The organism is Paraburkholderia sp. BR14320, assembly GCF_040948665.1.
GTDB classification, from domain to species: Bacteria; Pseudomonadota; Gammaproteobacteria; order Burkholderiales; family Burkholderiaceae; genus Paraburkholderia; species Paraburkholderia youngii.
This window is the reverse complement of the sequence record NZ_JBFPKG010000034.1, coordinates 34,976-48,545: the sequence shown is the minus strand read 5'-3', so window position 1 is coordinate 48,545 and position 13,570 is coordinate 34,976. Positions and strand designations below refer to the sequence as shown.

Below are 13,570 nucleotides of genomic sequence, written 5' to 3'. Positions count from 1 at the left end.
AGGGCCCTCAGCGCGCGGGCGCCGCCGCCGTGCCGCGGCTCGGCGAACCGAGCGCGCGCAAGGTCTCCTTGACCGTCGCGACGCGCACCGCGAGATCCGGGCTGCGCGTTTCGATACGCAGCTTGTCCTGACCTGCGAGCTTGATGTGCTTGTGCTTCTGCACCATCTCGATGATCCGCATCGCGTCGACGGGCGGATTAGGGATGAACTGCAGGCCGATCACCGCTTCGCCGGCATCGATCTTCGAAATGCCGAGCGGTTTCGCGGCGAGCCGCAGACGATGCGTCTCCACCAGCGCATGCGCCTGCGGCGGCAGCTTGCCGAAGCGGTCGATCAGCTCCTCCTGGATGCCGTCGATCGAATCGCTGTGTTCGCAGTTCGCGAGGCGCTTGTACAGCGACAGACGTTCCTGCACGTCGCCGCAATAGTCCGACGGCAGGATCGCTGGCGAATGCAGGTTGATCTCGGTGGTCGCCGCGAGCGGCGCGGTGAGGTCCGGTTCCTTGCCGTTCTTCAGCGCCTTCACCGCGTCATTGAGCATGTCGGTATAAAGCTGGAAGCCGATCTCGTGAATCTCGCCCGACTGCTTGTCGCCGAGCACCTCGCCGGTGCCTCGAATCTCGAGGTCGTGCATCGCGAGATAGAAGCCCGAGCCGAGTTCCTCCATCTGCTGGATTGCTTCGAGCCGTCGTTGCGCCTGCTTGGTGAGCCCCTGCGGATCATGCACGAGCAGATATGAATACGCCTGGTGATGCGAGCGGCCGACGCGGCCCCGCAGCTGATGCAATTGCGCGAGACCGAACTTGTCGGCGCGATGGATCAGGATCGTGTTCGCGCTCGGCACGTCGATGCCGGTTTCGATGATCGTCGTGCACAGCAGCACGTTCGCACGTTGCGCGACGAAGTCGCGCATCACCCGTTCCAGTTCGCGCTCGTGCATCTGGCCGTGCGCGACCGCGATGCGCGCTTCGGGCACGAGTGCTTCGAGCATCTGCCGGCGGTTCTCGATCGTCTCGACTTCGTTGTGCAGGAAGTAGACCTGGCCGCCGCGCTTCAGCTCGCGCAGCATCGCTTCGCGAATCACGCTGTCTTCCTCGCGCCGCACGAAGGTCTTGATCGCAAGGCGTTTTTGCGGCGCCGTTGCGATCACCGAGAAGTCGCGCAGGCCTTCGAGCGCCATGCCGAGCGTGCGCGGAATCGGCGTCGCGGTCAGCGTCAGCACGTCGACTTCCGCGCGCAGCGCCTTCAGCGCTTCCTTCTGACGCACGCCGAAGCGATGCTCCTCGTCGATGATCACGAGCCCGAGCCGCTTGAACTGCACATCGGACGACAGCAGCTTGTGCGTGCCGATCACGATGTCGACCGAACCTTCGTTGATCTGCTGGATCGCCGCGTTCACTTCCTTGGTCGACTTGAAGCGCGACAGCTCGGCGATGCGCACCGGCCAGTCGGAGAAGCGGTCACTGAAGGTTTGCGTGTGCTGTTCGGCGAGCAGCGTGGTGGGCGACAGCAGCGCGACCTGCTTGCCGCCCATCACCGCGATGAACGCCGCGCGCAGCGCGACCTCGGTCTTGCCGAAGCCGACGTCGCCGCACACGAGCCGGTCCATCGGCTTGCCGCCCGTCATGTCGCCGATCACGGCCGCGATCGCGGCGGCCTGGTCCGGCGTCTCCTCGAAGCCGAAGCTCTCGGCGAACTTCACATAGTCCTTCGGTTCGAGCGCGAACGCGTGGCCTTCGCGGGCGGCGCGGCGCGCGTACAGGTTGAGCAGTTCGGCGGCGGTGTCGCGGATCTGCTGCGCGGCCTTGCGTTTGGCCTTTTCCCACTGGCCCGAACCCAGCGAGTGCAGCGGCGCGCTTTCCGGATCGGCGCCGCTGTAGCGCGAGATCACGTGCAATTGCGCGACCGGCACGTAGAGCTTGCTGTCGCCCGCGTATTCGAGGTGCAGGAACTCGGTTTCGCCTTCGCCGAGGTCCATCGTCACGAGACCCATGTAGCGGCCGATACCGTGCTGCGAATGGACCACCGGATCGCCGACCTTCAGCTCGGACAGATCGCGCACCATCGAATCGACGTTGCTCGCCTGTTCCTGGCGGCGGCGTCCCGCGCGGCGCGCGAGCGGTCCGTACAGCTCGGTTTCGGTGATGATTGCGATGCCGTCGCCCGGCACCGCGAAGCCGTTCGCGAGCGGCGCGACGCCGAGCGAGAACGGCGCATCACTCTTGAGCCAGTCGGCGAAGCTGTCGGCCGAGGCGGGCTTCAGCTGGTTGTCGGCGAGCAGTTGCAGCAGCGTCTCGCGGCGGCCCGCCGATTCTGCGGCAAACAGCACGCGGTTCGGCGTCGTGCTCAGGTACGCGCGCAATGCCGAGACAGGGTCGTCGGCGTGACGGTCGATCGCGAGGTTCGGCAAAGCGATCGACCAGGCGCCGCCGCCGTTGCTGGGCAGCACGAGACGTGCGAACGGCTTCGCGAACGTGAAGAAATCCTCGTCCGACAGGAACAGCTTCTGCGGTTCGAGAATCGGCCGGTCGCGGTCGTGCGACAGGAAGTTGAAGCGCTGCTTGGTGTCGTTGGTGAAGCGCCGGATCGCCGCGTCCAGATCGCCGACGAACGCGAGCTGCGAACCGTCGGGCAGGTAATGGAAGAGGGTGGCCGTTTCCTCGAAGAACAGCGGCAGATAGTATTCGATGCCCGCCGACGGCACGCCGTTGCCGATGTCTTTATAGATCGACGCGCGGCTCGGATCGCCCTCGAAGGTCTCGCGCCAGCGGCTGCGGAATGCGGTGCGCGCGGCTTCGTCGAACGGGAATTCGCGGCCCGGCAGCAGACGCACGTCCTTGACCGGATAGAGGCTGCGCTGCGTGTCGGGGTCGAACGCGCGGATCGAGTCGACCTGGTCGTCGAACAGGTCGATCCGGTAGGGCAGCGGGGAGCCCATCGGGAACAGATCGAGCAGCGAGCCGCGCACGCAGTATTCGCCGGGACGCACGACCTGGCTCACGTGCTCGTAGCCGGCGAGCGTCAGCTGCGCCTTCAGCTTCGCTTCGTCGAGCCGCTCGCCCTGCGAGAACGAGAACGTGTAGGCGGCGAGGAACGACGCCGGCGGCATCCGGTACAAGGCCGTCGTGGCCGGCACGAGCAGGATGTCGCAGCGGCCTTCGCCGAGATCGTGCAGCGTCGCGAGACGCTCGGACACGAGGTCCTGGTGCGGCGAAAACGTGTCGTAAGGCAGCGTTTCCCAGTCGGGCAGCAGGCGCACGCGCGCGTCGGGCGCGAAGAAGCCGATTTCCTGCGACAGCCGCTGCGCGTCGACCGCGCTTTCGCAGACCACCGCCAGCAGCGGCATCTTCTCTCGATAGCTGAGATGGTAGCGGGCGATCAGCAGCGCGTCGGACGAACCGCGCGTGCCGTCGAAGGCGAAACGCTGGCCGGCCTTGACGAGCGCGACGGGCGAGGAGGACTGCGAGGTTGCGGCGATGTCTGGCATAAAGGAGAGAAAGCGGCTCGGGGCTCACACGACGGCCAAGTTTACGCGTCCACGGGCGTGAATGCGAAGGACGTATTATAAAATCCGTCCTTTACTTTGACCTGGCGGCATCCGCACTCGTGACTTCCCGTCTCTTCGCCCTGATCCCGTGCGCGGGCACCGGCAGCCGTTCCGGCGCCGCGATGCCCAAGCAATACCGCACTGTCGCCGGCCGCGACATGCTGCACTACTCGCTCGCCGCGTTCGACGCGTGCAGCGAATTCACGCAGACGCTAGTCGTCATCGCGCCCGACGACCAGCACTTCGACGCGCGCCGCTTCGGCAATCTGCGTTTCGCGGTGCGGCGCGTGGGCGGCGCGTCGCGCCAGGCGTCGGTGCTCAACGGTCTGCACGCGCTCGCCGAGTTCGGCGCCCACGACGACGATTGGGTGCTCGTGCACGACGCAGCCCGGCCCGGCATCACGCCGGCGCTGATCCGCACGCTGATCGGAACGCTAAAGGACGACGCGGTCGGCGGCATCATGGCGCTGCCGGTCGCCGATACATTAAAGCGTATCGACCGCGCGTCGGCCGATGGCCGCATCGCCCGTACCGAGGCACGCGACGGCTTGTGGCAGGCGCAGACCCCGCAGATGTTCCGCATCGGCATGTTGCGCGAGGCGATCCTGCGCGCGCAGGCCGACGGCCACGATCTGACCGACGAAGCGAGCGCGATCGAATGGTCGGGGCATGCGCCGAAGCTTGTGCAAGGCAGTCTGCGCAATTTCAAGGTCACGTATCCGGAAGATTTCGATCTGGCCGAGGCGATTCTGAGCCGCGCCGGCGGTTCGTGATACCTCGTATTTGCTCAATAGAAAGATTTGAGAAGGCTTTAAAGAAGCTTTAAAAGCTTCAGCACTTGAGGATGCATATGGATTTCAGAATTGGGCAAGGCTACGACGTGCATGCGCTGGTGCCGGGACGCGCGTTGATCATCGGCGGCGTGACGATTCCGTACGAGCGTGGGCTGCTCGGTCACTCGGACGCGGACGTGCTGCTGCACGCGATCACCGACGCGCTGTTCGGCGCGGCCGCGCTGGGCGATATCGGCCGCCACTTCTCCGATACCGACGCGAAGTTCGCCGGCGCCGACAGCCGCGTGCTGTTGCGCGAATGCGTGGCGCGCGTGAAGGCGGCGGATTTTGCGATCGGCAACGTCGATAGCAGCGTGATCGCGCAGGCGCCGAAGCTCGCGCCGCATATCGAAGGGATGCGCGCGAATATTGCGGCGGACCTCGGCCTGCCGATCGAGCGCGTGAACGTCAAGGCGAAGACGAACGAGAAGCTCGGGTATCTCGGCCGCGGCGAGGGCATCGAGGCGCAGGCCGCGGTGTTGCTGGTCAGGAACTGAGAGGGCTTTTTGTTTGAGTGACCGGCGGTTCCGCTTACAGCGTCGCGCCGCCGATCGTCCGATTGCTCGGACACAGTTCGTCCGTTTGCAGGCCGTCGAGGATGCGCAGCACTTCCTGGGGATTACGGCCCACGTATAGATTGTTGACCGACACGTGCTGGATCGTGTTGTCCGGATCGACGATATAGGTCGCGCGCAGCGCGACACCCGCCTCCTTGTCGCGCACGCCGAGCTGGTCGATCAGCTCGCCTTTCACGTCGCCGAACGAGTAGTGGTTGAGCCTGTCGAGCGCCTTGTCCTCGCGGCGCCACGCGAGCTTCACGTATTCATTGTCGACGCTGCCGCCGAGCAGCACTGCCTCGCGGTCCTCGAACTCCTTGACGAGCTTGCTGAAATCGACGATTTCCGTTGGGCAGATCAGCGAAAAATCCTTCGGATAGAAGTAGATGATTTTCCACTTGCCTGGAAACGATTGATCGGTGATGTATTCGAACGCCGAGACGCCGTGTTCTTCGTGATGATTGAAGCCCGGTTTCGCGGCAATGACGGTGAACGCTTCGAGTTTGTCGCCAACGGTTTTCATGCAAAGGCTCCTTCGGAAGTCGTACAAAGCGTCGTGCTTCGAATCACGACGGCGCGCCGTGTCGCGCGCCGTCGGCTCACGCGCTCTTTGCGAGCGGAAACTCGATCGTCACTTCAAGCCCAGGTCCGGGCGAGCGGTTGCGCAACCGCAGCGCGCCGCGATAACGCGCGACGAGCCGCTGCACGATCGCCATGCCGAGGCCCGTGCCGTTGGCCTGGGTGCGCGCCGAATTCACGCGATAGAACGGCCGCGTGACGAGCGCGAGCTGGTCTTCGGGAATGCCGGGGCCTTCGTCGACCACCGACAGTTCGACGCGCGAATGCGACACGCGCGTTTCGAGAATCACGTGTGGCACACCATCGCCGTCGCTAAGACCATATTTGCGGGCGTTCTCGAGCAGATTACCGACCACGCGGCGCATGTCGGTTTCATCGGCCTCGATCACCGCCGACGGAGCGAGCCGTGTGATCAGCCGCATGCTGTCCTCGCTTTGCATCCGCGCGGCGAGCTCGCTTGCGATCACCGACAGGTCGACCGGTTCCGGCACGCGCTGCACCGGACGCGCGTAGTCGAGGAAGCGGCCGATGATCATGTCCATCTGCTCGATGTCGTCGACCATCGCGTCCTTGGTGGCCTGATCGGACGGGCTCATTTCGGTTTCGAGCCGCAGCCGCGCGAGCGGCGTGCGCAGATCGTGCGAGATGCCCGCGAGCATCAGCGCGCGATCGGCCTCGAGCTGTTCGAGGTCGCGCACCATCTGGTTGAAGCTTCGATTGGTTTCGGCGGCGACGCCCATGCCGCGCTCGGGGAGCGGCTCGGGTGATTGCCCCGAGCCGACCCGGCGCGCGGCCATCGCGAGACGCGCAAAAGGCCGGTTCACCAGACTCGTGATGAACGCCGCGCCGAACAGCGACAGCGCAAGCGCAAACACGCCCCAGCCGGCCCACTGAAGGCCGGTCGCGTTATCGAGCTGATCGCGGTCGAGCGCGACCCAGTAGTCGTCGTCGTCGATCTTGAAGCTGATCCATACGCCGTTGATGTCGTTGACGCTCTGCGCGATCACGGTGTCGTCGCCGAGACGGCCGCGGATGTCGTGCTCGATCAGACGATTCAGCGATTCGTCGGGCTGGAGTTTGTATTTGTCGGTGGCTTCGCGCGGGTACACGCGCACCCCTTCATTGCTCTCCAGATCCTGCAGCAGCGCGCGCCGCAGGTCGGGATCGGAATAGAGGAGTGCGGTGCGCGTGAGTTTGACGATCGCGACGAGTTGCAAAGCCACGCGCTGCGCACGCGGCTCCCGCTCGATCACGCGAAAGCTCTGGAACCACGCGGCGAGACTGACTGCGATCAACAGCGCGATCAGCAGAAAGGTCCGCCAGAAAAGGCCGCCGAACGCGAGCGTCAGGAGGCGCCGGTCGATCCGCATGGGCCCTTCTTATCTGGAGTCAAAGACAGAAACTATATGGGACCGAAGCAGGCGCTTTGCATGGGACCAGGTGACGCACTGAAGCGCGAACTCTGATCGACAGCTAAAACGCCTACTCTGGTCGACATGAAAACGGAGCACAAACTCAGGCTGCGCCGTCGGGAATGAACACGTAGCCGAGGCCCCACACGGTCTGAATGAAGCGCGGACTGCCCGGATCCGGCTCGATCAGCTTGCGCAGACGCGAAATCTGCACGTCGAGGCTGCGGTCGAAGACTTCGTATTCGCGGCCGCGCGCGAGCTCCATCAGCTTTTCGCGCGACAGCGGCTGACGCGGATGACGGGCGAACACCTTCAGCACCGAGAATTCACCGGTGGTAAGCGGAATTTCCTGGCCGGCCTTGGTCAGCGTGCGGGTGGCGAGATTCAGTGCGAACTCACCGAACTCGAAAACCTCGGTGGTCTCGGACGGCGCGCCCGGCAACTCGGACGGCGACTGACGGCGCAGCACCGCGTGAATGCGCGCGACCAGTTCGCGCGGATTGAACGGCTTGGGCAGGTAGTCGTCGGCACCCATCTCGAGTCCGACGATGCGATCGACATCCTCACCCTTGGCCGTCAGCATGATGATCGGCGTACGGTCGTTGCTGCCGCGCAGACGGCGGCAGATCGACAGGCCGTCCTCACCGGGCAGCATCAGATCGAGCACCAGCAGATCGAAGCGCTCGCGCACCCAGAGCTTGTTCATTGACGGCGCATTTTCGGCGACGTAGACGTTAAAGCCCTGCTCACCGAGGTAGCGGCGCAGAAGATCGCGCAGGCGTGGATCGTCGTCGACGACGAGGATTTTCGAAGGGTTTTTGGTTTCCATGGTCGGCATCTTAGCGCGATTAGAAAGTGGTGCGCGGTTACACCATTTCTGGGGTTACAGTCAGTTACAAAATTTACCCGCGGTATGGCGCGACGTAAAGTATGCGCGTTTAGACTCCTTTACTGAATGCGGCTGTTCGGTGGATACTTCACTCGACAAAACTCTCGTACCCGGCTGTTACCGGGGTTTGTATACGCATCTGAGGTAGCCGGTTGCCGCGCCACGAAGGGAACAAAATGAAGGGAGGGGTTTGGCCAAATGTGCGCCTGAGCGTGATTGCACTGGCGGTTGCCGGTACGCTCGCAGGCACACTGGGCCCGACGCTCGCCCATGCGCAGCCGTCCGCGGATAGAGCGGCGAGCGAGCATGCGCCCCGCTCCGGCAATGGCAAACCCAGCCACCGCAACCCGAGCATCGATCACCCTGCTTCAGACGTGATGTTGCGTACCGCGGTTCCCCCTGACCTCGATCAACGTCGCCGAGACGGGCATATGACGCCCGAAGAGCGTCGGCTGCTGCGGCAGCACATCGAAGACGCCGTGCGCGAGTTGTACAAGCGTTGAACTCAGCGCGCGCATCGTCGCATGAGTAGTCCTGTTGCACCTTCCGCTTCCACTTCCTGATCCGCTGCTCCGTTGAGTCGCCAGCATCTGCTCGAGTTGTGACTCGTAATGGATCCGCGTTGGCGAACCATTTCAACGTGTGTGTTGAGCGTCGCGCGAAAGCTCCCGCAGCGAAGCGAAATCACCGCCTTCCGACTGGGTGTTCGAGCCGATTCCAATGCGTGCCGAGCGCATCACATGGAGGCCGGGTCAGCGTCGCGAGCAACGAATGCGGCTCGAACAGCGTTACGGACTATTACGTGCAAGCTGAGTGCGAGAGGGTCGAACATGCCTTCGCCGCCAGTCGAGTTCATGATCGGAGCGTTGCGCGCATTCGATGTCGGCTACGACGATACCTCGCGGTTCGTCGCGCCGATTCGCGCGTTCGGTCGCGGATCAGTAGCTCGACGCTGCTCGCACACAGGCAGTTCGTCGACCAACTGGTTCGCGCAACCGGCAGTGCAGGGGCGCCGCGCATGAATGGCGCGCCAGCGCTTGCCGCGAATCAGGTCCGCCCGCCGCTGCAGCGCGTCATGGCGCGCAATGGCCGGGGTGGCGTACGCTTTGACATCGCGATTTGGCTCGCGCATATGCAACGGGCGGCCCGACACGCGCCATCATGATCACGACGAGGTGCAGCATGGAACGACGCAGCTTTTTGTCGATGAGCGCGGCCGCCGGTGCATCGCTGTGGTTGTGTCGCGGGATCGGCGCAGAGGACGCGAACGCTGCGCAGTGGGGGGATGAATCGAAAGCGCCGTTCGTGCGGGGGCGTGGTTACAGCAACCTGCTGATACTGATCGAACTCAAAGGCGGCAACGACGGTTTGAACACCGTGATCCCGTTCTCCGATCCCGCGTACTACACGCTGCGCAAAAACATCGGCATCAGACGCGAACAGATGATCCAGCTCGACGAGCGCACCGCGCTGCATCCCGCGTTGCAGCTGTTGATGCCGTTGTGGCGCAGCCGGCAACTCGCGATCGTGCAGGGTGTCGGCTACGCGCAGCCGAACCTGTCGCATTTCCGGTCGATCGAGATCTGGGATACCGCGTCGCGCGCCGATCAGTATCTGCGGGACGGCTGGCTTACGCGCGCGTTCGCGATGAAGCCGGTGCCCTTCGATTTCGCTGCCGACGGCGTCGTCATCGGCAGCGCCGAAATGGGGCCGCTCGCAAATGGCGCGCGCGCGATCGCGCTGGTCAATCGCACGCCGTTCGTCGGGGCATCGCGACTCGCGACGCCGGTGCCTGAGTTGAAGACCGCGTTTCCAGGTGGCGCGTTCGGCAGTTCGATCAAAACGGCGATGCAGGTGCTGGCCGCTTCGGACAGCCGGAGGATGGTTGCGGCCGGACGCAAGCGAATGGAACCGCCGTGGAGCGGCCAGGGCGTGGCCGTGATCCGGCTAACGCTGAACGGTTTCGATACGCACCAGAACCAGCGCGGACAGCACGCCGCATTGCTTCAACACTTCGCGGAAGGGATGATGGCGATGCAGGCCGCGCTCGTCGAGTTGGGCCGCTGGAGCGATACGCTCGTGATGACGTATGCGGAGTTCGGGCGCCGTCCGCGCGAGAATGAGAGCAACGGCACCGACCACGGCACGGTGGCGCCGCACTTCGTGACGGGTGCTCGCGTGCGGGGCGGTTTGTATGGCGTATCGCCGATGCTCGCGCGGCTCGACGGAAATGGCAACCTGCCGGTCGGCGTGGATTTTCGCCACATTTATGCGACAGTGCTCGGGCCCTGGTGGGGGTTAGACGCATCGACGATTCTGCAGCAGCGGTTCGAGCCGCTGCCGTTGCTGCGGGTGTGAGCGGATGGGCGCGAATCGACGCGCCTCGCTGTCAGGCTACTTCGCGCGCCACGCGATCCATAGTTTGCGGATCGGCGTCAACGCGATGCGTTGATGCAGCACGTGATAGCCGTCGCGCTCGATTTCATCGAGCAGCGCCAACGCGAGCGCCGCGAGCGCGAGCAGCGTGCGCTGAGCGCGCCGCGCGCTGGCGGGCACCGCGGCGAGCGCGCTCTGCACGGCATCGCGCGCGCGGTGCGTCTCGAAGCGCATCAGCTCGGTGAACGCGTCGGTGTATTTGCGGTTGATCAGATCGGCGGCGGTGACGTTGTAGCGCTGCATCTCGTCGATCGGAACGTAGATGCGGCCGTGCCGCGCATCGTTGCCGGTTTCGGCGACGAACTGCGCGAGCATCAGCGCCTCGCCGAGCGGAGCCGCCCACGTCGACGCTTGCGCGGCATCGTCGGCCGATCCGGCTGCCGCAGCGCGCGACACCAGCGACGCAAAATTGCCGCCAACCCCGCGCACATAGCGGCGCAGGTTCGGATAGTCGAGATAGCGTGCCTGGTCGAGATCCATCTCGAAGCCCGCGAGCAGTTCCTGTAGAGCGGGATACTCGGCCTGCGCGTCGGGCAGGTAGGCCGCGAGCGCCTTGGACACCGGATGCGACGGCGAGCCCGCGGCGAGCGCCGCAATTTCTTTCTGCCACCACGCGAGCTTGGTGCGGCCGACCGCGGGATCGCTCGTCTCCTTGACCGTTTCCTCGAACTCGCGACGCAATGCGAAGAGCGCCGTCAACAGCGGCTGACTGGCTGCGCGCGCCTGGCGAAGCGCATAGTAGGTGCTCGATCCTGGGGGCGCCGCTTTCTGCTGGCAATAGTCGTCGAAATTCACGGGATTAGAGTGTGGGGAAGGGCTGGCGAGAAGGGCGCTGGCGTCCTTTGCGGCGCCCGTCCCGGCGAGCCGAAAATTGTAGCATCGGCGCCGCGCGCGCAGATACCGCTGGGTGCAGACAAGCGCGAATCAATCGGTTAGAATCTCGCGCTTACGCTTTCGGCCACGTTGTTTGGCGCGTCTGGAAGTGCACAGGACATCGGGCACGACGCATTGCGGCGTACCCGGCTGCGAGGGTGGCGAAATTGGTAGACGCACCAGGTTTAGGTCCTGACGCCCGCAAGGGTGTAGGGGTTCGAGTCCCCTCCCTCGCACCATTTATTGGAGTCAAGAAAAACCCCGTCAAGTCCTTGGACCGGCGGGGTTTTTTCTTTGCTGCACGGTCTCTGCAAGGCCGCAGCATTGCCCCGCGGCCTGTCATTGCGAGCACGCGACTCAGGCGCCCGGTGTTCCCGGCGCTTCCTGCGAACCCGGCAACTCCGCATGCGCGGCACCTTCGAGGAAGCGGCGCGTCGACTCGAATGCCTGCAGCATCTGGTCCGGCCACGGCGTTTGCAGCATCACGGCCTGATGATTTTCAAATGCCGACGACAGCAGTTTCGCCAGTTCCGGCGAACGAAGATGACGCAGCACGACGCTGACCGCGATTGCGGTTGCCTGGCTCGCGCCGGCGGTCTGGAGTTCCGACGCGGTGAGCGCCGCTACCTGTTTGTTGATGTCCACTGAAACGTCCCTGGATGAAAAAGAGGGTGAAGGCGCGTTGGCCAATGCTCAATTTTGACACGCGCCGCCCGATGCCGTCGGGCGGCGCTCTTCAAACATGGCCGGTTCGTCTCGCGCCATCACTCGCGCGCGTTCATCGCGCGGATCACCTTGTCGAGCGCCGCGCCGAAAGCGGCCCTTTCTTCTTCGTCGAGACAGTCGAACATATCGCCGTTCCATTTGCGCGCGATCGGCATCACCTTGCGATACAGCGCGCGGCCTTCCTGCGTCAGCGAGACCAGCACGACGCGGCCGTCTGCGGCGCTCGTCTCGCGCTGCACGAGTCCCTGCCGGATCAGCGCTTCGGCTGCGCGACTCGCCTGGCTTTTGTCCAGATTGGCATGGCGTGCCAGTTCCATGATCGAGAATGGTCCGAACGATCCCACCGACGCAATCACACGCGCTTCAGGCAGCGTTACGTCGAGCTTCGCCGCGTAGCGCGCGCTGATGCCGCGCTCGGCCAGTTTGTTCAAAACATGCAGACGATACGTGAGGAACTGCTCGAGCCCGGCTTTGGCGGAGTCCTTCATGGTCACCCCGTGATGAGTGGAACCGTCGTGGCGCTGTGATTGTTGCGGCAACCGTTTCGCGGGTCAACGCGCGCCGTATTTCAGGCGCGTCAACTGCTCGGCCTCGTTGGCGAGCAGGCGCGCTGAGTCGCGAATCGCGACGTCGAGCGTGATCGGCCCAGGCGCCGGCGAAAAGCAGCCGTTGAAGTGTTCGGCAAGACGCGGCAGTGCGGCGGGGTCGACCGCGCCGGACAGCAGCGTGGCGGGCACGCCCGCGGCTCGTGCATGCGCGCACGCGATGAAGGGCGCCTTGCCGTGCAGCGTCTGTACGTCGGAGCGGCCTTCGCCGGTGATCAGCCAGTCGGCGCCGGCGAGCGCCGCGTCGAGGCCGATTTGCCGCGCGACCGTTTCCGCGCCCGGCTCGAACTGCGCGCCGAGCATGTGCAGCGCGAAGCCGAGGCCGCCTGCCGCGCCCGCACCCGGCAGGTCCCTCGCGCTGTGGCCGAGCGCGGCTTCGAGCAGATCGGCGAAGCGCGCGAGCGCCGCGTCGATCGGTGCGACCTGTTCGGGCTTTACGCCTTTTTGCGGTCCGAAGATCGCGGTCGCGCCGTGCTCGCCGGTCAGCGGATTGTCGACGTCCGACATGCCGACGAACTGCGTGTCGGCAAGCCGCGCGTCGAGCAGCGACGCATCGACCCGGGCCACACGTGCAAGCTGCTCGGGCGTGCCTTCGAGCGCGTTGCCTTGCGCGTCGAACAGTTGCAGGCCGAGGCCGGTCAGCAGACCGGCGCCGCCGTCGTTCGTGCTGCTGCCGCCGAGCGCGACGAAAAAGCGCCGCACGCCGGCGTCGAGCAGCGCGCGAATCGCTTCACCCATGCCGCGCGTGCTGCGCGCCTCGACCGGCACGCCCATGCCCACTGGGTCTGTAATACCGACGATTTCCGCCGTCTCGATGATTGCGCTGCCGTCCGCGAGCAGGCCTGTGAGCGCCGCGCGCGTCGGGCCGGCCGCGCCGCGCACGCTGAGCGTGCGGCGCTCGCCACCGCTCGTGAGCATGGCGTCGAGCGTGCCTTCGCCGCCGTCAGCCATCGGACAAATGCGCACGCTCGCGTCGGGGCGTGCACGCTGGATGCCGGATGCGATCGCCTGCGCGACCTGTTCCGCGCTGAGCGAGCCTTTGAATGAATCGGGAGCGATGACGACGACAGGCGAGGGCGACGAATTCGGCATGGTGTCTCTGAGAGGTTTGAG

At 64.9% G+C, this 13,570-nt stretch carries 13 protein-coding genes and 1 tRNA gene; 6 read left to right on the top strand and 8 right to left on the bottom strand.

All coding sequences use genetic code 11. The annotated features are described in order from the left end of the window. Positions 1 to 7 precede the first annotated feature (7 nt). Positions 8 to 3,487: a transcription-repair coupling factor gene (gene mfd / locus AB3X89_RS26615; protein WP_368585948.1), complete on the bottom strand. Its 3,480-nt coding sequence runs from the start codon at positions 3,485 to 3,487 to the stop codon at positions 8 to 10. A gap of 119 nt (positions 3,488 to 3,606) precedes the next feature. Here mfd and ispD point away from each other — a divergent pair, with 119 nt between their 5' ends. Together ispD and ispF are read left to right on the top strand one after the other, a co-directional pair. Further along, positions 3,607 to 4,320 carry a 2-C-methyl-D-erythritol 4-phosphate cytidylyltransferase gene (gene ispD / locus AB3X89_RS26610; RefSeq protein WP_368585947.1) on the top strand — a complete coding sequence of 238 codons (714 nt, stop codon included), beginning with the start codon at positions 3,607 to 3,609 and terminating at the stop codon, positions 4,318 to 4,320. A gap of 77 nt (positions 4,321 to 4,397) precedes the next feature. After that, positions 4,398 to 4,877: a 2-C-methyl-D-erythritol 2,4-cyclodiphosphate synthase gene (gene ispF, locus AB3X89_RS26605; protein WP_368585946.1), complete on the top strand. Its 480-nt coding sequence runs from the start codon at positions 4,398 to 4,400 to the stop codon at positions 4,875 to 4,877. Positions 4,878 to 4,911: 34 nt separating this feature from the next. On the opposite strand, the gene AB3X89_RS26600 is transcribed toward ispF, so the two are convergent. The 3 genes from AB3X89_RS26600 to ompR all read right to left on the bottom strand — a co-directional run bounded on the left by AB3X89_RS26600 (position 4,912) and on the right by ompR (position 7,757). Beyond that, entirely contained in the window at positions 4,912 to 5,460 is a 549-nt protein-coding gene (locus AB3X89_RS26600) for a peroxiredoxin (RefSeq protein ID WP_368585945.1), read from the bottom strand. Positions 5,461 to 5,536: 76 nt separating this feature from the next. After that, positions 5,537 to 6,886, bottom strand: coding sequence for an ATP-binding protein (locus AB3X89_RS26595; RefSeq protein ID WP_013089393.1), 1,350 nt, complete (start codon positions 6,884 to 6,886; stop codon positions 5,537 to 5,539). Positions 6,887 to 7,031: 145 nt separating this feature from the next. Then, entirely contained in the window at positions 7,032 to 7,757 is a 726-nt protein-coding gene (gene ompR / locus AB3X89_RS26590) for a two-component system response regulator OmpR (RefSeq protein WP_033379433.1), read from the bottom strand. A gap of 236 nt (positions 7,758 to 7,993) precedes the next feature. Here ompR and AB3X89_RS26585 point away from each other — a divergent pair, with 236 nt between their 5' ends. The 3 genes from AB3X89_RS26585 (at position 7,994) to AB3X89_RS26575 (ending at position 10,175) form a co-directional block, all read left to right on the top strand. Then, on the top strand, positions 7,994 to 8,320 hold the full coding sequence (locus AB3X89_RS26585; RefSeq protein ID WP_176108610.1) for a hypothetical protein: 327 nt from the start codon (positions 7,994 to 7,996) through the stop codon (positions 8,318 to 8,320). 327 nt (positions 8,321 to 8,647) lie between these two features. Beyond that, the gene (locus AB3X89_RS26580) at positions 8,648 to 8,839 is read left to right on the top strand and encodes a hypothetical protein (RefSeq protein ID WP_368585944.1); all 192 of its coding nucleotides are present in this window, start codon (positions 8,648 to 8,650) and stop codon (positions 8,837 to 8,839) included. 160 nt (positions 8,840 to 8,999) lie between these two features. Next, positions 9,000 to 10,175, top strand: coding sequence for a DUF1501 domain-containing protein (locus tag AB3X89_RS26575; RefSeq protein WP_368585943.1), 1,176 nt, complete (start codon positions 9,000 to 9,002; stop codon positions 10,173 to 10,175). A gap of 36 nt (positions 10,176 to 10,211) precedes the next feature. Here AB3X89_RS26575 and AB3X89_RS26570 read toward each other — a convergent pair whose 3' ends face one another. Continuing rightward, complete coding sequence (locus tag AB3X89_RS26570) at positions 10,212 to 11,048, bottom strand: squalene/phytoene synthase family protein (RefSeq protein ID WP_368585942.1); 837 nt, start codon at positions 11,046 to 11,048, stop codon at positions 10,212 to 10,214. 230 nt (positions 11,049 to 11,278) lie between these two features. Between AB3X89_RS26570 and AB3X89_RS26565 the strand changes: the two genes are divergently transcribed. Next, a tRNA-Leu gene (locus AB3X89_RS26565) sits at positions 11,279 to 11,365 on the top strand. Positions 11,366 to 11,483: 118 nt separating this feature from the next. Here AB3X89_RS26565 and AB3X89_RS26560 read toward each other — a convergent pair. The 3 genes from AB3X89_RS26560 to AB3X89_RS26550 all read right to left on the bottom strand — a co-directional run bounded on the left by AB3X89_RS26560 (position 11,484) and on the right by AB3X89_RS26550 (position 13,549). Beyond that, a complete protein-coding gene (locus tag AB3X89_RS26560) occupies positions 11,484 to 11,771 on the bottom strand; it encodes a hypothetical protein (RefSeq protein WP_368585941.1) in 288 nt (95 codons plus the stop codon). A gap of 119 nt (positions 11,772 to 11,890) precedes the next feature. Then, on the bottom strand, positions 11,891 to 12,340 hold the full coding sequence (locus AB3X89_RS26555) for a MarR family winged helix-turn-helix transcriptional regulator (protein WP_368585940.1): 450 nt from the start codon (positions 12,338 to 12,340) through the stop codon (positions 11,891 to 11,893). A 63-nt stretch (positions 12,341 to 12,403) separates the two neighbouring features. Further along, entirely contained in the window at positions 12,404 to 13,549 is a 1,146-nt protein-coding gene (locus tag AB3X89_RS26550; RefSeq protein ID WP_368585939.1) for a glycerate kinase, read from the bottom strand. Positions 13,550 to 13,570: the final 21 nt, after the last annotated feature.